This window comes from Pseudomonas sp. TE24901 (assembly GCF_054058375.1).
Genome location: NZ_JBSSAF010000006.1, coordinates 153,341 through 175,503 on the forward strand (window position 1 = coordinate 153,341; position 22,163 = coordinate 175,503).

General features: G+C 64.1%; 16 protein-coding genes. 10 read left to right on the top strand and 6 right to left on the bottom strand.

What is annotated here, in order from left to right:
- Positions 1-155 precede the first annotated feature (155 nt).
- Together ACVWVP_RS13775 and cuyB are read left to right on the top strand one after the other, a co-directional pair.
- A complete protein-coding gene (locus ACVWVP_RS13775) occupies positions 156-1,418 on the top strand; it encodes a dicarboxylate/amino acid:cation symporter (RefSeq protein WP_457406498.1) in 1,263 nt (420 codons plus the stop codon).
- Positions 1,415-2,863, top strand: a complete 1,449-nt coding sequence (gene cuyB, locus ACVWVP_RS13780) for a cysteate racemase (RefSeq protein WP_457406501.1) — start codon at positions 1,415-1,417, stop codon at positions 2,861-2,863. The genes ACVWVP_RS13775 and cuyB overlap by 4 nt, the downstream gene beginning before the upstream one ends.
- Positions 2,864-2,874: 11 nt before the next feature.
- Here cuyB and ACVWVP_RS13785 read toward each other — a convergent pair whose 3' ends face one another.
- The 3 genes from ACVWVP_RS13785 to ACVWVP_RS13795 all read right to left on the bottom strand — a co-directional run bounded on the left by ACVWVP_RS13785 (position 2,875) and on the right by ACVWVP_RS13795 (position 6,126).
- Complete coding sequence (locus ACVWVP_RS13785) at positions 2,875-4,146, bottom strand: cation:dicarboxylate symporter family transporter (RefSeq protein ID WP_457406504.1); 1,272 nt, start codon at positions 4,144-4,146, stop codon at positions 2,875-2,877.
- Between the two features lie 94 nt (positions 4,147-4,240).
- Positions 4,241-5,449 (bottom strand): pyridoxal phosphate-dependent aminotransferase, encoded by a 1,209-nt coding sequence (locus tag ACVWVP_RS13790; protein WP_457406507.1) that lies wholly within the window; start codon positions 5,447-5,449, stop codon positions 4,241-4,243.
- An 11-nt stretch (positions 5,450-5,460) separates the two neighbouring features.
- The gene (locus ACVWVP_RS13795; RefSeq protein WP_176998606.1) at positions 5,461-6,126 is read right to left on the bottom strand and encodes an RraA family protein; all 666 of its coding nucleotides are present in this window, start codon (positions 6,124-6,126) and stop codon (positions 5,461-5,463) included.
- 122 nt (positions 6,127-6,248) lie between these two features.
- Between ACVWVP_RS13795 and ACVWVP_RS13800 the strand changes: the two genes are divergently transcribed.
- Positions 6,249-7,145: a LysR family transcriptional regulator gene (locus tag ACVWVP_RS13800; RefSeq protein WP_259173921.1), complete on the top strand. Its 897-nt coding sequence runs from the start codon at positions 6,249-6,251 to the stop codon at positions 7,143-7,145.
- Here ACVWVP_RS13800 and ACVWVP_RS13805 read toward each other — a convergent pair.
- Together ACVWVP_RS13805 and ACVWVP_RS13810 are read right to left on the bottom strand one after the other, a co-directional pair.
- Positions 7,142-8,035, bottom strand: a complete 894-nt coding sequence (locus ACVWVP_RS13805; protein ID WP_457406510.1) for a LysR family transcriptional regulator — start codon at positions 8,033-8,035, stop codon at positions 7,142-7,144. The two genes, ACVWVP_RS13800 and ACVWVP_RS13805, sit on opposite strands and share 4 nt — an antisense overlap.
- Positions 8,032-8,937: a LysR family transcriptional regulator gene (locus ACVWVP_RS13810; RefSeq protein WP_178921472.1), complete on the bottom strand. Its 906-nt coding sequence runs from the start codon at positions 8,935-8,937 to the stop codon at positions 8,032-8,034. Before ACVWVP_RS13810 ends, ACVWVP_RS13805 begins: the two co-directional genes overlap by 4 nt.
- Before the next feature lie 154 nt (positions 8,938-9,091).
- Here ACVWVP_RS13810 and ACVWVP_RS13815 point away from each other — a divergent pair, with 154 nt between their 5' ends.
- From ACVWVP_RS13815 to ACVWVP_RS13845, 7 genes are all read left to right on the top strand, one after another.
- Entirely contained in the window at positions 9,092-10,420 is a 1,329-nt protein-coding gene (locus tag ACVWVP_RS13815; RefSeq protein WP_457406512.1) for an MFS transporter, read from the top strand.
- An 8-nt stretch (positions 10,421-10,428) separates the two neighbouring features.
- Positions 10,429-11,463 carry a hydroxyacid dehydrogenase gene (locus tag ACVWVP_RS13820; RefSeq protein WP_457406515.1) on the top strand — a complete coding sequence of 345 codons (1,035 nt, stop codon included), beginning with the start codon at positions 10,429-10,431 and terminating at the stop codon, positions 11,461-11,463.
- A 99-nt stretch (positions 11,464-11,562) separates the two neighbouring features.
- A complete protein-coding gene (locus ACVWVP_RS13825) occupies positions 11,563-12,627 on the top strand; it encodes a hypothetical protein (protein WP_457406517.1) in 1,065 nt (354 codons plus the stop codon).
- A 54-nt stretch (positions 12,628-12,681) separates the two neighbouring features.
- Positions 12,682-15,711, top strand: a complete 3,030-nt coding sequence (locus ACVWVP_RS13830; RefSeq protein WP_457406519.1) for a porin — start codon at positions 12,682-12,684, stop codon at positions 15,709-15,711.
- A gap of 10 nt (positions 15,712-15,721) precedes the next feature.
- The gene (locus tag ACVWVP_RS13835) at positions 15,722-18,643 is read left to right on the top strand and encodes a two-partner secretion domain-containing protein (RefSeq protein WP_457406521.1); all 2,922 of its coding nucleotides are present in this window, start codon (positions 15,722-15,724) and stop codon (positions 18,641-18,643) included.
- Entirely contained in the window at positions 18,640-20,559 is a 1,920-nt protein-coding gene (locus tag ACVWVP_RS13840) for a peptide transporter (RefSeq protein WP_178925615.1), read from the top strand. Before ACVWVP_RS13835 ends, ACVWVP_RS13840 begins: the two co-directional genes overlap by 4 nt.
- Before the next feature lie 73 nt (positions 20,560-20,632).
- Positions 20,633-21,556 carry a LysR family transcriptional regulator gene (locus ACVWVP_RS13845; protein ID WP_457406523.1) on the top strand — a complete coding sequence of 308 codons (924 nt, stop codon included), beginning with the start codon at positions 20,633-20,635 and terminating at the stop codon, positions 21,554-21,556.
- On the opposite strand, the gene ACVWVP_RS13850 is transcribed toward ACVWVP_RS13845, so the two are convergent.
- Positions 21,459-22,163, bottom strand: a complete 705-nt coding sequence (locus ACVWVP_RS13850) for a TetR/AcrR family transcriptional regulator (RefSeq protein ID WP_457406525.1) — start codon at positions 22,161-22,163, stop codon at positions 21,459-21,461. The genes ACVWVP_RS13845 and ACVWVP_RS13850 overlap by 98 nt on opposite strands.

A 22,163-nucleotide genomic window follows, 5' to 3' on the forward strand; every position in this document is an offset into this window, starting at 1 on the left:
GAGTGTATGCCGCCGCGCCCAGGCCAGGCGTGGCTTTTCGCTAACTATTCCAAAAGCGCATGGGGTTAGCCGGATTACTCATCAAGAGGCCTGTGAGCTGTCCCTAGAATTTCTGCCCATCACCCACACAACAAAAACCACATGAGGGCAGCACTGTGAAGCACAACAAACTTCCCCGTCGAATTGCAGCCGGCATCGCCTTGGGCGTGCTGGTGGGTTGGGCGTGTCATCACTATGCAGGGAGCGAGCAGGGCGCCAAGGAGCTGGCCGGGTATTTCTCGATGGTCACCGACATCTTCCTGCGCATGATCAAGATGATCATCGCGCCGCTGGTCTTCGCCACGTTGGTGGGCGGCATCGCCAGCCTGGGCAGTTCGCGTTCGGTGGGGCGTATTGGCCTGCGTGCGATGCTGTGGTTTGTGACGGCATCGCTGGTCTCATTGCTGCTGGGCATGGGGCTGGTCAACCTGTTCCAGCCCGGTGCGGGGATGAACCTGCAAGTGGTGCAAAACGCGGCGGCGGCGGTGCCGGTCAATACCGGTGACTTCAGCCTCAAGGCGTTTATCAGCCACGTGTTCCCGCGCAGTATTGCCGAGGCCATGGCCAACAACGAGATCCTGCAGATCGTGGTGTTTTCGCTGTTCTTCGGCTTTGCCCTGGCGGGTGTGAAGCGCGCCGGTTACACGCGCATTACCGACACCGTGGATGAGCTGGCCAAGGTGATGTTCAAGATCACCGACTACGTGATGGCCTTCGCGCCGATCGGCGTGTTCGCGGCGATTGCGTCGGCGATCACCACCAATGGCCTGGGCCTGCTCGCCGATTACGCCAAGCTTATCGCCGAGTTCTACTTGGGGATTGTTCTGTTGTGGGGGCTGCTGTTCACGGCCGGCTACCTGTTCCTCGGGCGCTCGGTGTTCACCCTCGGCAAGTTGATTCGCGAGCCCATCCTCTTGGCATTTTCCACCGCCAGCAGCGAGTCGGCTTATCCGAAAACCATGGAGGCCCTGGAAAAATTCGGTGCCCCCAAGCGCGTGTCGAGCTTCGTGCTGCCGCTGGGCTATTCGTTCAACCTCGACGGCTCGATGATGTACCAGGCCTTCGCGATCATGTTCATCGCCCAGGCCTACAACATCGACCTCAGCTTCACCCAGCAACTGCTGATTTTGCTCACGCTGATGATCACCAGCAAAGGCATGGCCGGCGTTGCCCGGGCGTCGGTTGTGGTGGTGGCGGCAACCTTGCCGATGTTCAACCTGCCCGAAGCCGGGTTGTTGTTGATCATTGGTATCGACCAGTTCCTCGACATGGCCCGCACCGCTACCAACGTGGTTGGCAACAGCATCGCCACGGCGGTGGTGGCGCAATCGGAGGCCGAAGAAGAGCCCGCCGAAGCACCACAGGCGGTGCGCACATGAGCAGTACGCGACGGCTGGGTATCGTCGGCGGGCTGGGCTCGCTGGCCGGGGCAGACCTGTTCTACAAGCTGGTCAAGTCCCGGGCGGTGCTGGAGGACCAAGGCCGCTATCACTTCCTGTTTGAGCAGCACCCTTTCAAGGATGTGCTGCTGCCGCTGGACCGCAACGCCAGCATGACGTCGCGCAAGTTCTACGTGTTCCAGGTGTGCAAAACGTTTGAGAACAGCGGCGTGGACGCGGTGCTGCTGCCGTGTTTCGCCAGCCAGACCTTTCGCGAGGAGATCCAGCAGGAGCTGGGTATCCCCGTGCTCGACATGATGCAGGCGCTGGTCCAGCACATCACTCGCAGCGTCGCGCCCGGTACAAGCCTGGGCGTGATTGCGTCGGACTTCGTGCGCCACTGCGGCCTGTTTGAAAGACACCTCGGCCAGCACTTCAACCTGCTGTACCCCGACGCCGAGGCGCAGGCGGCCTTGATGGAGGCGATGTACGGCGTCAACGGCATCAAGGACGGCCATCTGGAAGGCGTACCGCTGGAGGGCGTGTACCAGGCGTGCCTGTCCTTGCAGGAACAGGGCGCCACGCTGATCGTGCCGGGTATGACCGAGCTGTCACTGGTCTGCGGCGACTTGCAGCGGCGCGGCATCAGCGCGCTCGACATCAACCAGCTCTACGCCGACTTCGCCACCCAGGCCGATGGCCCGGCGCGCCAACCGCCGTTCAAGCTGGGCATCGTCGGCGGCGTGGGCCCGGCCGCCACCGTGGACTTCATGGGCAAGGTGGTCGCCCACACGCCGGCCGGCAAAGACCAGGACCATATCAAGATGGTGGTCGAGCAAAACCCGCAGATCCCTGATCGCACCGCCAACCTGCTGCGCGATGAAACCGACCCGACCCTGGCGCTGTACGCCACCTGCAAACGCTTGGAAAGCGCCGGCGCCCAGGCCATTGCTATTCCGTGCAACACCGCCCATGCGTTTGTCGAGCGCCTCCAGCCGCACCTGCGCGTGCCCATCGTCAACATGCTCAGCGAGACCGTGGAGTGGATCGCGCAGCACTACGGTAGTGGCCAGGCGGTCGGGCTGCTGGCCACCTCCGGCACGGTACAAAGCCAGGTCTATCACCACGCGGCGCGGCGTGTGGGGTTGCAGCTGATCACGCCGGGCTTTGACTACCAGGCGCTGGTCATGGAGGCGATCTACGGTGAGCGGGGGATCAAGGCGGGGTTTACTGAAGGCATCTGCCGCGAGCAATTGCTGCTGGCGGCCGAGCACTTGTGTGAGCAGGGGGCGAAGGTGTTGATCCTCGGCTGCACCGAGTTGCCTTTGGTGCTGGCCCACAGCGAGGCTTTTGAGATCAACAGTCACCGCGTGGCGCTGGTGGACCCCACCACGATCCTCGCGCGCCAGTGCATCCGGCTGTCACAGGTGAGCGTTGATCGATAGGTGTTGCACCCCTATCCCCGTCGCACAGGCACTGCCTCTATGACCGGTTGACGCTCATGCCCCTCCCATTTGGCAATCACCAGCGGCGCCAAGGCATTGCCCAGCACGTTCAACGCCGTGGTGGGCATTTCCATCAAGCGGTACACCCCGGCGATAAACGCAATACCTTCCAACGGCAGGCCGGCGCTGGCCAGGGTGGCCGAAAGAATCACGAACATGAAGCCCGGCACCCCGGCCGCGCCTTTGGAGGTGAGTACCATGGTCACCACCAGCAAGGCCTGGTCGCCCAGGCTCAGGTCGATACCGTAGAGCTGCGCGACAAACAACGTGCCGATGCCCAGAAACAACGAGGCGCCGTCCAGGTTGAACGAGTAACCCACCGGCACCACAAAACTCACCAGCGAAGGTGGCACGCCGTAGGTTTCGAGCTTTTTCATCAGCTGTGGCATCACCGCTGCGGAGCTGGCGGTGGAGAAGGCCAGGGCCAGTTCGTCCTTGATATGGCGCATCAAGGCAAACAGGTTGATCCCACACAACCGCGCAATCAGGTTCAGCACCACCAGCACAAAAAACACGATGGACACGTAGCTCACCAGGATCAGCTTGGCCAGCGGCAGCAGCGAGCCAAACCCGAAGTTGGCCACAGTCACTGCGATCATCCCGAACACGCCAATCGGTGAGTACGCCATGATCATCGACGTGACCTTGAACATTGCATCGCTGACACCACGCAGCAGCGCGATCACCGGGTCTTTGCCTTCGGCGGGCAAGCGCGACACGCCCAGGCCGAACATCACCGCAAAAAACAGCACCGACAGCAGGCTGCCCTGGGCCATGGCGCTGATCACGTTGTCGGGGATGATCCCGACGAGAATCTGGCCCAGGCTATGTCCGGCGCCGCTGCTGGTAGGCAGGCTGATAGTGGCGGCGTGCAGGCTGGAAAGTTCGGTGCCGGCACCTGGCTTGAGCAGGTTGCCCAGCACCAGCCCGACGATGATCGCCAGGGTGGTGATGCAGAAGAAATAGCCCAGGGACCTGACCCCGATGCGGCCCAGGGATTTGCCGTCACCGTGGCCGGCAATGCCCACCACCATGCAGGAAAACACGATCGGCACGACGATCATCTTCATCAGCTTGATAAAGATGTCGCCCGCCGGTTGCAGCACGTTGTCCACCAGCCATGGGCGGGACTCGGGAAAGCGGTGCAACAGGGCACCAATGGCGATGCCGGTGAGCAAGCCGATAACGATTTGCCAGACCAGCGCGATGCGGGGCGTGTGCATAGGAATGCCTCATTTGAGATCAATGATTTTTAAGTTGTTGTTCTAGGCAGTCGAAAGGCGGCCGTGGTGGGCCGCCGGGTGCAGCGAGAAGCCGTCAGCGCAGGTCGTGGCATGCGTCTTTGAGACGACGGCATCCTTCTTCGATCACGTCCAGGGCGCTGGCAAACGACAGGCGCACATACGGCGACATGCCGTAGGCCGCGCCGCTGACCGTGGCCAGGCCGTAGTCACGCAGCAGGTAGTCCACCAGCTGCGTGTCGTCCTCCAGGCGGTCGCCCGCCGGGGTGAGCTTGCCCATCAGCGCGCTCACATTGACGAACACGTAGAACGCGCCGTCCGGTGGGGTGCAGCTCACGCCGGGGATGTCCGCCAGTAACCCCAGCATGTGCGCGCGACGTTGCTGGTATTGCGCACGCATGTCGGCGATGGGCGCCTGCTCGCCGGCAAAGGCGGCCACGGCGGCGGCCTGGCTCAGTGAGCTGGGGCAGGTGGTGGTTTGCGACAGCAGCTTGGCGATGGCGCTGATCAACCATGCCGGGCCGGCACCAAACCCCAGGCGCCAACCGGTCATGGCGTAGCCCTTGGACGCGCCGTTGACGATCAGCGTGCGCGGCTTGAGGTCGGGCGCCAGGCGCGTCAACGGCACATGCCGGGCGTCACCGTAGACGAAGTGCTCGTAGATCTCATCGGCCATGATCAGCACATGGGGATGGCGCCGCAGCACGTCGGCCAGCGCCAGCAGTTCGGCCTCGCTGTACACCGCGCCGCTGGGGTTGTTGGGGCTGTTGAGGATCACCCATTTGGTGCGCGGGGTGATCGCCTGCTCCAGGGTGTCGGGCGCGAGTTTGAAGCCCAGGCTTTCATCGCCGGGGATGATCACCGGCGTGGCATCGTTGAGCCGCGCGATGTCCGGGTAGGACACCCAATAGGGCGTGTGCACGATCACTTCGTCGCCACGGTTCAGGGTGGCGGCCAGCGCGTGATAGATGATGTGCTTGCCGCCACAGCCGGCCACGACTTCGTCCAGGCCATAGACCAGGCCATTGTCCCGTGCGAGCTTCAGGCAGATGGCCCGGCGCAGGGCCAGGGTGCCGGTGGTCGGTGTGTAGTGGGTGTCGCCACTGTGCATCGCCAGGCTGGCCGCTTGCAGGATATGCGGCGGGGTGTCGAAGTCCGGCTCGCCCACGGTGAAATTGACGATGTCACGGCCCTGGGCACGCAGCTCGCTTACCAAGGCATTGGCGGCAACGCTGGGGGAGGGCGCAATGCCCAGGACGCGGTCGGAAAGAAATGCAGTGCTCATCAGGGTGTCCTTCAGTCCGCCAGGCCGGCGTTGGCCAGCACCTTGTCGATCCAGCTCTGGCGCACCGCGCCGGTGGCGATTTCGGCCTTCACCGCTTCTTCATGCTCGGCATGTTGCCCGGCGCGGCGCAGCACCTCGGCGGCATCGGCTTGGGAGAACGCCACCAGGCCATCTTCATCGCCCACCAGCAGGTCGCCCGGGTTGATCAGCATGCCGCCGATGGACACCGGCACGTTCACCTCGCCGGGGCCGGTCTTGTAAGGGCCGGTGTGCACCACCGCACGGGCGTAGCAGGGCGTGTCGTCGAAGCTGGCGACGTCGCGGATCGCGCCGTCGATCACAAACCCGACGCAGCCGCGCTGCTGGGCGTAGAGCTTGACCAGCTCGCCGATCACCGCGTTGTTGGTGTCGCCCTGGCCGTCCACCACCAGCACGTGGCCGGGTTGCATCATGCTCATGGCTTTGTAGATCAGCAGGTTGTCGCCGGGCCGAGTCTTCACGGTGATCGCCGTGCCCACCAGCTTGCCGGTGCGGTTGTAGCGCGTCAGGCCACGGGCGCCGATGTGCCGGCCCAGGTTGTCGCTGATGTGCGGCGTGACCACATGGGCGAACGCCTCCACCAGTTCGGCCGGGGCCATCGGTGCGTTGGGAAGGATGCGGGAACCGGGCAAGGACATGGCAAATCTCCAGAATCGTGGGATAGCGACGGGCTATGGCCAAATCTTAGGAGCGATGAACGGACAGTTTTAGCGATATTTTATGATGTGTTAGCATCGCTTTTTCTCATGAGTTGACCGGCATGATCACCTTCAAGCAAATCGACGCGCTCTACTGGATTGCCGAACTGGGCAGCTTCGAAGCGGCGGCAAACAAGCTGAACATGTCGCAGTCGGCGATCTCCAAACGCATCCAGGAACTGGAAGAAACCTTCGATGTGGAGATCTTCGACCGCAGCAAGCGCAATGCACGGCTGACCGAAAAGGGCGGCGAACTGCTCGACTACGCCCGCGACCTGCTCAACAGTCGCGATCAGTTGCTCGAACGGGTCAGCGCACGCAACGTGCTGGTGCGCAGGTTTCGCCTGGGGGTCACCGAGTTGACCGCGCTGACCTGGCTGCCGGCCCTGGTGGAGGCGTTGCGCCAGGCGTACCCGAAGGTGCAGATCGAACCGTCGGTGGAACTGAGCAGCGAGCTGTTCCGCAAACTGGAAAGCGACCAGTTGGACCTGGTGATCGTGCCCGACGCCTACAGCGACTCGCGCTTTCACAGCACCCCGCTGCAAAGCGTGGACAACGCCTGGATCTGCTCGCCCGGGCTGATCCCCGACGCCGACCCGGTCAGCCTGGAAACCCTGGCCAGCTACACCGTGCTCACCCAGGGCTCGCAGTCGGGCACCGGCTTGATCTACGAGCGCTGGATGGCCACCCACAACGTGCAGATGCCGCGCACGCTCACCAGCCACAACCTGCTGGTGCAAGTGGGCTTGGCGCTGTCGGGGATTGGCGTGAGCTACCTGCCCAAGGCGTGCCTGTCCCATCTGATCGAGCAGGGTTCGCTACGGGCATTGGTCACCGAGCCGGAATTGCCCAGCGTGCGTTACGTGGCGTTGCACCGGGTCGATCGCCAGTTCGGCTTGAATCAGGACGTGGCGCAGATGGCCCAGGCCTGCTGCGATTTTTCGCGGCTGTTGCTCTAACGGCGGGCATCGCCCTGGGTCGACTGGCGCGCCAGGTCGGCCAGGGTGTCAATCAGCGCGGTGCGCCCATGCTTGAGAAACGCCAGGTGATAGTTCACGGCGGCCGGTGGCACTTCCAGCGTCACCTCCTGGAATTCCCCGCGCTCGATCTCGTCCACGAACAAACCCCTCGGCAAACAACTGATGCCCCCCCCCGCACGGATCAACGCCAGCAGCGCGAACAGGCTGTTGCTGCCGTACACGTGGTTGAACTCGATACCCTCTTGGGCAAACAGCTGCTCGCAGCGTTGGGTGATCCCCGAGTCCGGGCCTTGCACGATGATCGGCCACAGCGCCAGTTGCTTGAGGGAGAGGGTGGTGCCTTCGGGGAACAGCCGTGGCGGTGCCAGCCAGGTGAAGGTGATCGATTGCAGCGGGATCGAGGCCATGGCGGCGGTGACGTAGTCCTGCGGGATCACGACCAGGTCCAGGTCACCGTCGAGCAGCTTGCGTTGCAGGCGTGCGGACAGGTCCACGTCCGGGTGCAGGCTGATGTCCGGCAGCTCGGCCTTGGTGCGCGCAACGAAGTCGGTGAACCAGGTGATGGTCACCAGCTCCGTCAACCCCATGCGCACGGCGCGCTGCACCTGGTGGGCGGCGCCGCGCAAGGCGTCCAGCCGGGCCAGGCTGGCGATCAGGCCTTCGCTGGCCTCCAGCAATTCGGCGCCCTTGGGGCTCAGTTGCACCTTGTGGCTGCCGGGTTCGAACAGCGGCAGGCAAGCCTGTTTTTCCAGCTCCTGCAGGCGCTTGGTGGCGGCAGACTGGGTGATAAACAGGCGCGTGGCGGCCCGCTGCAGGGTGCCGAGCTTGAGGGTCCAGTAAAAGGTTTCGATCTGCTTGATGTTGATCATGCCGGGCGTCCATAGGCCTGTTGCAGGTCGCAATGTTCGCCGAGCAATTCCATCACATGCCGGTGAAACGGGCTGTAGCTGTCGGCCCGTGCCAGCGCTACATAGGGCGTGGTGGGCAGCGGCGGCGTCACGTCGAGCTTCACCAGTTGCCCATTGAGCAAATAGGGCGCGGCGGTGATGTCGGGCAGGTAGGTCACGCCCAGGCCGGATACGGTCAGGCCGATCAGGGCCGCCAGGCTGCTGCACGGAATGTGCGCGCTGGGGCTGGCCTGGTGCGTGGCGAGCCAGGTGTCTACCAGCAGGCCGGAACCCGACAGCCGGCCCTGGGCGAGCAGGGTGCAGTGGCTCAAATCTTCCAGGGTCAGGGGTTGCTGGTGATCGAGCAGACCCGGTGCGCAGAACCAGTTGTTGCGCACCTCATCGAGTGCCACCTTGATCAGGCCATTGCTGCTGAACGCATCCGGCACCACGATCACATCAACCTGGCCGGCCATCAGCAACCCATGCAGACGTACGCTGAGGTCGACCTCCGGCTCGATGCGCACCTTGGGGTAGTGGCTGGAAACCGCCTTGATCAGCCGTGGCAGCCAGGTCAGGGCGCTGAGTTCGGTGATGCCGATGCGCAACCGGCGGCTGAGCACCTGCGGGCTGATCAGGCAACTGTTGACGATGTCGCGCTGCAACAGCACGTCGCGGGCCTGGGCCACCACCGGTGCGGCCAGCGCGGTGAGCCGGGCGCCACGGCCGCTGCGGTCGAACAGCGCGAACCCCAGCCAGTGCTCCAGTTCCTGGATCTGCCGGGAAATGGCCGACTGCACCTGGCCCAGGCGGTTGGCCGCGCCGTCGAAGGTGCCGTGGTCGACCACGGCAATCAGCGCTTCGAGCTGTTTGAAGGTAGGCACAGGATGAATCCCATCTGGTTTTGGAATGTTTTTAGTTCACGGAATATCTCTATGTCTACTTAAATTTCCTCGGCACTATCCCGCTCACGGCCTACTGGCGTGAGGGTTTCTTCACGGCGTACCGACCATAACTCCAAGAAAGATCGGTGAAGAAATGAAAGCTGACTCCAAATCCACCAGCCGTTTTCGCTGGGTCGTGGCGGCGCTGTTTTTCCTGGCCTACATGGTGGCCGGTGCCGACCGTGCCAACATCGGCGTGGTGGTGCCCTTCATCAAACAGGAATACCACCTGAGCAACACCGACATCGGCGCCCTGGCGAGCCTGTTCTACCTGACCTACGCCATCGTGCAGATCCCCGCTGGCTACCTGTTCGGCCGCTACGGCATCCGCAAGCTGCTGACCGGTTCGCTGGTTTTGACCTCCCTGGCCACCTTGCTCATCGGCTTCACCTCCAGCGTGCTGCAACTCAAGCTGGCGCGTGCGTTGCTGGGGGCGGCGGAAGGGCCGATCAACATCGGCATCGTGTCGATCATCAACCGCTGGTTTCCGCCGAGCGAAAAGGGCCTGGCCACCGGCATCTTCATGTCGTCGATCAAGGTGGCGCCGGCCATCGTGCCGCCGCTGTGTGCCTACATCGTGCACCTGTACGGCTGGCGCGAAGTGTTCTTTTTCTTCGCCATCCCGGGGTTCTTCGTGGCCCTGTTGTGGTGGTGGCTGGTCAAGGACGACCCGGCTGACAGCCCGCACTGTTCGGCCAGCGAGTTGCAGCATATCCAGGGCAGCCACGCCCAGGGCGCGGCCTCGGTCCAGCCGATGGTACGCATCCCGGTGTGGTTCGACCGGCTGATCCGCACCCGCCAGGTGCCGCTGCTGGCCGACAACAAAAGCATCCTCGCCTCATGGAACGTGTGGGCCTGTGCCATGGGCTACTTCCTGATGGTGGGCATCACCTATTCGATCATGACCTGGGTGCCCACCTACCTGATCACCGTCAAGCAGTACTCGGTGTTGAAGATGGGCATGGTCGCCTCCGCGCCGTGGGTTGGCGCGATCATCGGCAACCTGCTGGGTGGCTGGCTCTCGGACCGGGTGTTCGACCGTCGGCGCAAACCGGCGATGCTGATCGGTTCGCTGGCCACGGTGCTGATGATGGTGGTGCTGCTCAACGCGCCCAGCGACCCCTTGCTGTTGTCGGCGGTGTTCCTGCTGGCGGGCATCCTGCTCAACATCGGCTACTCCACGTTCCTGGTGTACCCCATGGGCCTGGCCACCAAAGAGCGCGTGCCGTTCGCCGCGTCCATCGTCAACACCGGCGGTTCCCTGGGCGGTGCCTTCACGCCGTTCGTGGTCGGCGTGTTGCTCGATCATTTCAATTGGGACTACGTGTTTGGTTTTCTCGGGGTGAGCTCGCTGATCACCTTCGCCATCGTGCTCACCATGGTCGAGCCACGCCCTCCAACTGCCGCCAACCCACAAGCCTAGGAGCCCGGATGAACCGAGTGATGCAGGTGTGCCGCCTCGATTTCTGGATCAACCCCGTCTTTGACGAAATGATTCAGGCCAACCCCCAACTGGCGCTGCAGGTGCTGCCGCGCCAGGGGGACGATGAACGTACTCTGGCCGCCTTGCGCCAGGCCCACGCGTACCATGTCTCGGCCGCCAAGGACGAGTTGCCCAAGCACTGGTTTGCCGGCCAGGCGTTGATCGAGCAGTGCCCGGCACTGCTCTGCGTGTCGTCGGGCGGCGCGGGGTTCGATACGGTGGACGTGGCCGCCTGCAGCCGTGCGGGCATCGCCGTGATGAACCAGGCGGGGGCCAATGCCCACTCGGTGGCCGAGCACACCTTTGGCCTGCTGCTGGCGGTGGTCAAGCGCATCGTCGAGTCCCACAACACCCTGCGCCACGCCACGGGTTTCAGCCGCGAAGACCTGATGGGCGAGGAGATCCATGGGCGCACCCTCGGCCTGATCGGCCTGGGGGAAATCGGCCGGCGTGTGGCGACCATCGCCCGGGGTTTCGGCCTCGAGGTGCTGGCCTACGACCCCCATCTGCGCGATGAGCAGGTGCAGGCCCAGGGCGCGCAACCGGTGACCTTGGCCGAGCTGTTGCGGCGCAGTGATGTCGTGTCCCTGCATTGCCCGCTGGATGCCAGCACTCGCCACTTGATGGGCGCCGAGCAGTTCGCGGCGATGAAGCGGGGCGCGGTATTCCTCTCGACCGCCCGGGGTGGCATCCATGATGAGGCGGCGTTGTACGTGGCCCTCAAGAACGGCCATTTGAGCGGCGCCGGGCTGGATGTGTGGGCCTGCGAACCCCCGCCCCAGGATGCACCGCTGATGAGCCTGCCCAATGTGGTCGCGACCTTTCACACGGCAGGCGTTACCCATGGGGGCCGGCGCAACGTGGCGCGTTCATCGGCGGCGCAGATCGCGGCGTTGCTGCGCGGCGAGCGTCCATCCCATCTGCTGAACCCCGAAGCCTGGGGGCTGATCAGCGAGCGGGTAGGGCGTGTGGTGGGTGTTTGATTGGCATATCTTTAAAGTATCCAAACCCCGTTATTTAGATATTTTTAATAGGTGGACAGCACTGATAGGCTCTTAAAAAAACAAGAGAAGTGCCCGGTCATGTTCATAAGCCTGCCCACCGCCTTGAAACCCTTTACCGCCGTTTTGGCCTCCCTCGCCCTGATGGGCACCCTGAGCAGTTGCGCCAAGGTCGACGTGCACAGCGAGGGCGTCGACAAGCCTGAAGCCGATGCCCGCCAGGTCCTGCGCCTGGGCCACGATGACCGCGCCTACCCGTTCCCGATCTACGCCAACGCCGACCTCTACAACCCGCCCAAGACCCTGGAGCGTGCGGTGGTGATTTTGCACGGCGTGCAACGCGACGCCGACCAGTACTTCAACACCGGTCGCAAGCTGCTGGGCAACGCCCGTCTGCCGAGCACCACCACCTTGTTGCTGGCGCCGAATTTCCTCACCCCCACCGACGCCGGTGTAAGCAATGACATGCCGCTGTGGCCCCGCGACAAGTGGATGCACGGCATCGAATCGCAATTCGGGCGCAAGGGCATTCCGGCGTTCCAAGTGCTCGACGATGTGGTCGGCTACCTGTCCGATCGCCAGCGTTACCCGGCGCTCAAGGAAATTGTGATGGTCAGCCATTCGGCCGGTGCGCAGCTGATGCAACGCTACGCGGTGATGAATGACCTCGACGCCAGCCTCAAGGCCCACGGCCTGACGATCCGCTACGTGGTCGCCAGCCCGTCGAGCTACGTGTACTTCGACGAAAACCGCTTGCAGGACGGCGTGTTCAAGCCGGTGGTGAGCATCATGTGCCCCAGCTACAGCCGTTATCGCTATGGCCTCGACAATGCACCCGCCTACCTGCAGAACCAGCACCTGACGAACCGCCAAGTGTTTGCCCGCTATGCCGCGCGCGACATCACCTACCTGGTCGGTGCCCAGGACAACAACCCCACCAGCCGCGTGCTCGACAGCTCCTGCGGGGCCAATTACCAGGGCGATACCCGGCTCGACCGGCAACTGAATTTCGTCAGCTACGAGCAGTTCCTGTCGAGCCAATGGCAGATTCCTTTGCGCCATCCCCAGCACACGATTCCCGGTATCGGCCACAACGCGGCGCGCCTCCTGGGTGACAAGGCGGTGGCGCGAATGCTGTTTCCCTGAGTTTCACGCTGTTTGCCCAACGCTGCGTCTCGATAAAAACAATAAGAGAACTGTATGAGCCCAACTCTCCCCACTGCCCGGGCGCCGCGCGCCTGGGGGCCTGGCGCATTGTCGCTGCTGGCCGCCGCCCTGATCGCTGCCCAGGCCCAGGCCGACACGCTGCCCTCGTCCGGCACCCTGTTCGATAATAGCCGCTCGGTGCTGCGCCCCACCGACAATGCCCAGCCGGCTACCCCTGGCAGCGTGCGCATCGAAAGCCAGGACGACACGCCAGCGCCCAAGGTGGGCAATTCAAGCGTGCAGGTGCAGGTCAAGCGCTTCGTGGTGAAAGGCAACCGCGAACTCAGTGATGCCCAGTTGCAGCCGGTGCTGCTGCCCTACGCCGGCAAGACCCTGAGCCTGGATGGCCTGCGTGACGCCGCCGCGCAGGTCACGGCGCTGTACCGGGCGCGGGGTTACCTGGTGGCGCGGGCCTACCTGCCGGCCCAGGATATTCAAAATGGCCAGGTGACCCTCGGTGTTTCCGAGGGCGTGATCGGCCAGGTCAGCGCATTGCCGGACGCCAATGTGCGCCTGCGCCCCGAAGTGCAGCAGCAGTTCGTCAACGCGCTGCCCTCCGGCACCATCATCCGTGAGCAGGACCTGGAGCGCGTGTTGCTGCGCCTGTCGGACATCACCGGCGTGGCCGTGCACGCGATCCTGCGGCCGTCGCAGCAGCCCGGCGCCGCCGACATCGTGCTCAAGCTCAGCGAGATGACCGCCTGGACCGCCCGCGCCGCCATCGACAACTACGGCAACTACTACACCGGCAGCAATCGCCTGACTTCAAGCGTCAGCCTCAATGATGCGCTGGGCCTTGGCGACAGTTTTACCGCCACTTCGCAGAACTCCTTTGAAGGCCTGGACATCAAGGGCATCGGTTACCAGCAACCGCTGGGCGCCACCGGGATCTCGGTGGGCGCCAACTATGCCGAGCTGGAATACAGCATCGGCAAGAACCTCAAGGGCCTGGATGCCGACGGCACCGCGCAGGTGTCTTCGGTGTTCATCAACAGCTCGCTGTTGCGCTCGCGTGACAGCAACATCAGCTTCAACCTGGCCGAAGATCACCGGCGTTTCGAAGACTCCGCCGGTGGTTTTACCGTGAACAAGTCGGCGGTGTTTCGCAGCGCCACGCTGTACGGCAACTGGCGCGATGACTGGCAGGGCAGCAACACCTGGAGCCTGGCCTACGGCATTGGCGACCTGGATAAAAAAACGCCGGCCGACGCCGCGTTGGATGCGCTCACCGCCAACGCCGCCGGGCACTACAAGAAAGCCAACCTGAGCTTCAGCCGCCTGCAATACCTGGGCAATGGCTACTCGCTGTTTGGCTCGGTGACCGGGCAGTGGGCCGACAAGAACCTCGACTCCTCGGAAAAACTCAGCCTCGGCGGGCCCAACGGTGTGCGCGCCTACCCCGTCGGTGAAGTGGCCGGCGATGAAGGCGTGCTCGGCCGCTTGGAGCTGCGCAAATACCTCGGGCGCTTCAACGGCGCCATCGCCGAGGGCACGTTGTTTGCCGATGCGGGCAAGGTCACGGTCAACAAGAACCCGTGGGACGCCAGCGAAAACACCCTCACGCGCTACGGCTACGGCGTGGGCCTGAACCTCTATCACCGCGACCTGGTGATGAACACCAGCCTGGCGTTCTCCCCGGGTACCGACCCCACCAGCGACGACCGTGCGGCCAAGCGCCTGTGGTTCTCGATTTCCGGTTCGCCCCAGGCGTTCGCCGGGCTGGCCAGCGACATCGGCTCCAAGGGCGAAGACTTCGAAGTGGCCGAGACCGACACCGTCATCTACGGCAACTTCGGCATCGTTCCTGAATACGTCGACCGCCATGGCTCCACCCCGGCAGCACCGGCTGACCAGAGCCGCCTGGCCACGCCGAACGGGCGCAACATGGCGAGCTTCTGGCGCGCCCGCGACAACGTGTCCGCCCTCGGCGTGCACGGCGGCTACAGCCTCAGCGATGACTGGAAGCTGCTGTGGCAGCTGGAATACGGCATCTCGATGAACTACACCGCGAGCAACGACAAGTCGGTGAACCCGTCGGCATCGCCGAGCACCAAGCTGCGCAACACCGGCGCGGCGTTCAATAACACCGACTACGGCACGTTGCTGTATGGCGTGTGGGACATGCCGATGAAAGAGTCCACCACCACCCTGGATCCGTTCAACGGCAAGACCAGTGCGGCGTACTTCAACATCATCGGCTCGCCGGGCTTCAGCGCTGGCCTGTCGACCAACGTCAACGGCCCGCAGAGCTACAACGACACGGCGGTAAATGGCGACGCGGCGTTCAACCGCCGCCAGGCCGGCGTGGTGGAATACTGGACCCCGGAGTGGAACGGCTTGCAACTCAAACTGGCGTATTCGAACAACGGCATGAGCGCCGCCAGTGATGTGGACAAGGGCTATGTCTACGGCAGCAGCCTGACCTACAACAACGGCGGCTTCACGGCGGTGTTCGCCACCGAGCGGCACATCAATTATTTCGGCATTGCCGACTTGGGCCGCAACGCGCGCGGGCTGGGTAGCAGCACCCACGTCACCGATGGCACCTCGTCGGATGATTTCAGCTTCCGCTACGGCTTGGCCTACGACTTTGGCGCGACCAAGCTGTCGCTGATCGCCGATGACCTGTCCTATTCCGAAGACGGAGTGATCAACACCAGCACCACCACCAGCGACCTTTCCAAGTACCGCCGCCGGGCCTACCTGGTGGGCGCGTCCCACAAGATCGGCCCCTGGACATTGAAGGCCAGCTACGGCAAGGCCTTGCCCGGCAAGTGCGAGATGATCCGCGCCACCCCGGTGGAATGCGACACCCACGGCATGGGCGCCACCCAGTACGCCATCGGCGCCAACTACAAGCTGACTAAGCGCATCGACCTGTTCACCCAGTACGTGCTGCTGAAGAACAACTCCCTGGCCAACTACAACTTCGCCCTCACCGGCGTCACGGCGGCCAGCGGCTACTCACCCGGCGCGGGCACTACCATCAGCGCCGTCGGCACTGGCATCAACTATTCGTTCTGAGGAGAAGGCTGTGAGCACACAACAATTCCAAACCGCGCTGCCTGTTCTCAAACCCCTGAGTTTCGCCGTGCTCTGCGCGCTCTACAGCCTGACGCCGCTGCCCGCGCTGGCCCTGGACAGCAACGCGTTGCCCACCAACGGCCAGGTGGTCGCCGGCAGCGGCACCATCAGCAGCAGCGGCAATGTGATGACCGTGCACCAGAGCAGCGACCGCCTGATCACCACCTGGGACACGTTCAATATCGGCAGTGCCGCCCAGGTGAATTTCCTGCAGCCGGGGGCGTCTTCGGTGGCGCTCAACCGGGTCACCGGCAGCGACGGTTCGCAGATCCTTGGGCACCTGAATGCCAATGGCCAGGTGTTCCTGATCAACCCCCAGGGCGTGCTGTTCGGCGCGGGGTCGATGGTGGACGTGGGTGGGCTGGTGGCCAGTTCGCTGAACATTTCCAACAGCGATTTCATGGCCGGCAAATACGTGTTTTCCGGGCCCAGCGGTGGCGCGGTGATCAACCAGGGCACGATCAGTGCGCGGGATGGCGGCAGCGTCGCGCTGCTGGGCAGCCAGGTGCGCAACGAAGGCACGGTGGTCGCCAAGCTCGGTTCGGTGGTGTTGGGCGGTGGGGAAAAAATCACCCTGGATTTTACCGGTGACGGCCTGATCAACGTCGAGGTCAACGACCCGGCGATCGGCGCCAGTGTGATCAACCGCGGGCTGCTCAGTGCCAACGGCGGTGCCGTGGCCATGACCGCCCGCGACTCCCAGGCGATGCTCAGCAATGTGGTGAACAACGAAGGCGTGATCGAAGCCCGCAGCCTGCAACAGCGTAACGGCCGCATCATTCTCGATGGCGGTGACAGCGGGGTGGTGGTCAACAGCGGCGTGCTCGATGTGTCGGGCAAGAACGCCGGCGAGCGCGGCGGCAACGTGACCATGACCGGCCAGTACGTGGGCCTGTTCGACAGCGGCCGCATCGACGCCGATGGCGACATCGGCGGCGGCACGGTGTTGATGGGCGGCGATTACCAGGGCAGCGGCAACCTGCACCAGGCCGACAGCACCTTCATGGGCAGCGATGCGCGCATCAGCGCCAATGCGTTGAGCCAGGGAGACGGCGGCAAAGTGATCCTCTGGTCCAAGGACAACACGCAATTTTATGGCGGCATCAGCGTGCGCGGCGCCGGCAGCCAGGGGCGTGGCGGGTTGGTGGAAACCTCCGGGCATGCGCTGGATGTGATGGGCGTGGTTGACCTCAGCGCGGTGTCGGGGCAGGGCGGCACATGGCTGATTGACCCGTTCAACATCAACATCACCCGCACCGCCAGCACCGGCACGTCCAGCAGCACACCCTTTACGCCGAATGCGGGGGCCAGCTCCAACCTCAGTTCAGCAACCCTGAATGCCTCGTTGTCGGAAGGCGCGAACATCCTGGTGACCACCTCGTCGGGCGCCGGCACGTCCGGGGACATCAACGTGCTGGACAACGTCAAGGGGGTGGGCAACGCGACCCTGACCCTGCAGGCGCACCGCAATATCGTGATGACCAACACCAGCATCAGCAATGGCACCGGCAAGACGCTTAACGTGTCGCTGGTCTCCAACTTCAACAACAGCGGCAACGGCTCGGTGGCCCTGAGCAACGCGAGCATCAGCACCAATGGCGGCAACCTCACCATCAGCGGCGTGGTCGACCCGGCGACCTCCTGGGCCAGCACCAACGTCAGCAATGGCGTGGGTATTTCGTTGACCAACGGCACGCGCATCAGCACCAGCGGCGGTGACATCACCTTGCGCGGCGCCACGTCCGCCAGCCTGGCCGCCGGCTCCACCGCGACGGCGATCAACATCAGCCGCAGCACCCTGGACGCCGGTGGCGGCAACATCAGTATTACCGCCGTGCAGGCCAGCAGCACGGGCAGCGGCGATGCCTTCGTGCTGACCGGTGGCAGCAATATCGTGACCTCGGGTGTGGGCTCCATCACGGTGGACAGCACTAACCTGGGCAGCGGCAACGGCACGCGGATCTTCAGCACCAGCAACACCATCGCGGCCACCGGCAGCGGCAATGTCACCCTGCGTGGCAGCGCGGTGTCGGGCAGCGGTGTGCTGGTGTGTTCGACGGCGGCGTCGTCGGCTCAAACCCTGAGTGTGGGCAGCGGCACCTTGACGGTCCAGGGCGCTGCGGCATCGGGCCGTGGCGTATTCCTGGCGGCCTCCACCACCGGCGCGGTGACGCTGAGCGCGGGTGCGGGGGGCGATATTGTGGTTGATGGCCGCAGCGCCGGCGACTCCGGCACGGTGGTCAACTCCACCGGCACCGCGTCGGTGATCAACCTGACCACCCTGGACGGCAACCTGTCGCTGAGCGGGACGGCCGGCGCGGCGTCTGCTGCGCCGGGCTTGAGTATTCGCAGCGGGGCGTCGGGGGCGGGCAATGGGGTGAATATCCTGTCGGGCAGCGGCGATATCCGCCTGCAAGGCACGGCGCTGGGCTCGGGGCAGGGGCTGCAATTCACGGCCACCAACGCCCGGGGCTTTAACAACGTGATGACCGGTGGCAGCGGCGACCTCACCGTCACTGCGCGCAGTGCCAGTGGCGCGGCGTTGAGCTTCGACAACGGCACCAACACCTTGCAAGTGGTGGACGGCACCCTGCGCCTGGACCTCGACACGCCGTCGGGCAATTACCTCAACCAGGGCAACGGCACCTCCTCGATCCTGGCCACCGGCAGTGGCGCGGTGCTGATCAGCCGTGGCGGGCTGATCCACAACAGCCTGCTGGACACCACCTCCGAGCCGACGCGCCAGTATCACCAGAGCCAGATGGTCGGTGATACCTGGCGCCAACCGCTGACCGGTGACTACCACCTCACACCGCTGGGCAGCGCTGCGGACCAGGTGAACATCGACGTGGCCCAGGGCACCGCACCATGAACGACCCGGTGTTTTCCCTCGAAGCCTTCGAGTACCTGTGCTACAGCCGCGACCACGAGGGCGGCGCCCGTGAACTGGTGCGCCTGCTGCAATTGATCGACCGCAACTACGGCAAGCTGTCGGAGCAGTTTTCCCTCAGCGTGTCGCCTGCGCTCACGCCCGGGGAGCTGGAAAGCCATGTGCTCACGCGGCTGACTTGCGCGATTACCGCGTTGTTCTCCGACCCGGGGTTCAGCATCAGCCCGGGTGGGTTCGGCCAATTGATCAACCTGCAACGCTGGCTGTCCTCGTTGTTTGCCGCCAGCGCCTTTATCAACGCCGACCACATCCTGCGCTCACTGAATTTGCTCGGGCCTGGGGGCAACGGCTACCGCATCGCCGAACAGGACCTGGTGAAGTTCTGCCTGCTGTATTCACCGGAATCCCAACTGCCGCTGGATGTGGAATTGCTGTGGGCACAGAACCCGACCCTGGCGGCGGCGCTGTTCATGGCGCTGATGTCGCCGCGTTTTCTCGGCACGCCGGCTGCGCACTCCAAGCGTGAAGCGCTGCTGGCCTGGTTGCCCGGGCGCCTGGAGCAGCTGGATAGCCTGGATACGCTGCCGCTGAACGTGCTGCACGACGTGTACATGCATTGCAGTTACGCCGATTTGCCGCAACGCCACCGCATCAAGGCCTCGATCAATACGCTGATCGAACGCAAGCTCGACAGCGTGGGCATTCACAGTGTGCCTACGGGCGTTGCGCCGACGCGTGAAAAACCGTTGATGCTGGTGTTGCTGGAATGGTTCTCCGGTGGGCATTCGATCTATCGCACCCACTCGTTGACGCTGGAAGCGGCGCGGCGGGATTTTCACGTGGTGGCGGTGGGGTACGCGGCCAATGTGGATGCTCTGGGTCGCGCCGTGTTCGATGAATTCATCGAGTTGCGCGAGCCCGACGACCTGTTTGCCTGCCTGCGGCAACTCACCAACCTCGCTACCGTGCGCCAGCCCGACGTGTTCTACATGCCCAGCGTCGGCATGTTCCAGATCACGATGTTTGCCAGCAACCTGCGCTTTGCGCCGTTGCAGGTGGCGGCGCTGGGGCATCCCGCGACGACCGCGTCACGGCACATCGACCGCATCAGCGTCGAAGCGGATTTTGTCGGCGACCCGGCGTGTTTCACCGAGCGCCTGCTGCAACTGCCCGCCAATGGGCAACCCTATCGGCCCTCCGCCATTGCGGTCGACCTGCCGGCTGCCGTGCGCGAAGACACGCCCTGGGTCAACATCGCCGTCGCCGCCACCACCATGAAACTCAACCCGACCTTCCTGCGCGCCTGCCAGGCGATTGCTGTGCGCACCTTGCACAGCAGCGGCAAGCGCGTGCGTTTTCACTTTCTGGTGGGGCAGGCCCAGGGCTTGTTGTTCCCGCAACTGGTGCGGTTGATCGAGCGCTACGTCGGCGACGCCACGGTGTACCCGCACCAGCCCTACGCCGACTACATGGCCACGCTCAATGGCTGCGATATGTTCCTCAGCCCGTTCCCGTTCGGCAACACCAACGGCATCATCGACGCCTTCACCGTCGGCCTGCCGGGCGTGTGCAAGACCGGGCCGCAGGTATTCGAACATATCGACGAAGGCCTGTTTCGCCGCGTGGGGTTGCCGCTGTGGAGCATTGCGCCTACCCATGAAGACTACGTGGACGCGGCGGTACGGATGGCGGGGAGTTATGCCGAACGCAGTGCCCTGTATCGACACCTGGACAGTTGCAATCCACTGGGCGTGCTGTTCAACGGTGACCCCCACGCCCTAAGCGCCGCCCTATCGACGGCTGTAGTGAGCGGATTTACCCCGCGCCGCGGTGCGTCAGATACACATGAGGTACCTGACACACCGCGGCGCGGGGCAAGCCCGCTCACTACAAACTGATTCAGGCCCTTGTGGTGAAGGGCCATTGAGCAGGATCATCACCGCCTCAATCGTCGTGGAGCCGGTGTCACTCATGAAGCGCCATTTCGAAGACTTGCAGCTGGGCAGCATCGAGTTGTTCTGCCTCGCCGCCGAAGCCAGCAGTTTCACCGCCGCCGCGCAGGTGGCGGGCGTGACGCCGGCGGCTGTGAGCCGCAGTGTCTCGCGCTTGGAAGAGCGCCTGGGCTCGCGCCTGTTTGTGCGCACCACCCGCAGCATCCGCCTGACCGACAGCGGCCGCACGTTCTTCGAACAATGTCGCCAGGCGTTGGGCCAACTGGTGGAAGCGCAACAGGAAGTGATGGGCGCGCAGTCCGTGCCGTCCGGCCTGTTGCGCATCAGCATCCCCACCACCTATGCGCACCACCGCTTGCTGCCATTGTTGCCGACGTTTCGCGCGCTGTACCCGCATGTCAGCGTGGACATCCACATCAGCAACCGCAACATCGACTTCGTCGCCGAAGGCTACGACTTGGCCGTGCGCGTGCGGGCCCAGCCGGACTCATCGCTGATCGCGCGCCTGCTGGAAGACGCCGAACTGGTGGTGGTCGCCGCGCCGTCCTACTTGCAACGCGCCGGTGTGCCGCAGAGGCTGGACGACCTGCCTGGGTTCGAATGCATCCAGTACGAACTGCCGAGCAATGGCCGGCGCATTCCGTGGCTGTTCCAGGTGGACGGCAAGGATCGAGAGTACGCGGGGGAGGCGGGCTACAGTTGCTCCGACGATGTGCTGGGCGGGGTGACCCTGGCCAAGCACGGCGCCGGGTTGTTTCAGACCTACAAGTTCATCGTCGAGCAAGAGCTGGCCGACGGCAGCCTGGTGGAAGTGTTGAAACCCTTCGGCGGCCGCTCGCGACCGTTTACCTTGCTGTATCCCCATGGGCGCTTTGTGCCCCATCGGGTGCGGGCGTTTGTGGATTTCCTGATGGCGTGTCGTGACGAGTGGGCGGCGCCGTAGAGGCGGCAATGTCCCATGTCAGCAGGAGCTGGCTGATCGCCGCGTTGATGGTTGCGTGCGGCACGTTATCCCGCGCCAAAATCGAAACGCCCTGCAAAAAGCTGTCAAACACCGTCGCCATCGCCGCCACGTTGAGCGTGTCCGGCAACTGCCCCGCGTTCACCGCCCGTTCAATGCACGCCACGATGCCCGCCCGGGTTCGTGCCCGTGACTGGGTCAACGCGTCGGCTACCCGCGCATTTTCCGGGCTCGGGGCGCTCATCACGCCCAAGGCCACCATGCAGCCTTTTGGGTGCCCGTCCTCGCACTGCATGCGGGCCGACTGGCGCAAGGCGGTTTCGACGGCCTGGCGGGGTGGCAGGGTTTCGTCCCACAAGCATTCGGTGACTTGGGCGTAGGTCGCCAGGTAGCGCTGCACGCACTCATCGAACAGCGCCTCCTTGGAGCCGAACGCCGCATAAAAGCTCGGCGCGGAGATACCGCCACCCAGGCCGGCCTTGAGCTGGGCGAGGGAGGTGGCGTCATAACCGTGCTGCCAGAACAGGTGCAAAGCCTGGTCCACAGCCTGGTCACGGTCGAAATTGCGGGGGCGGCCCATGGTTGCCAT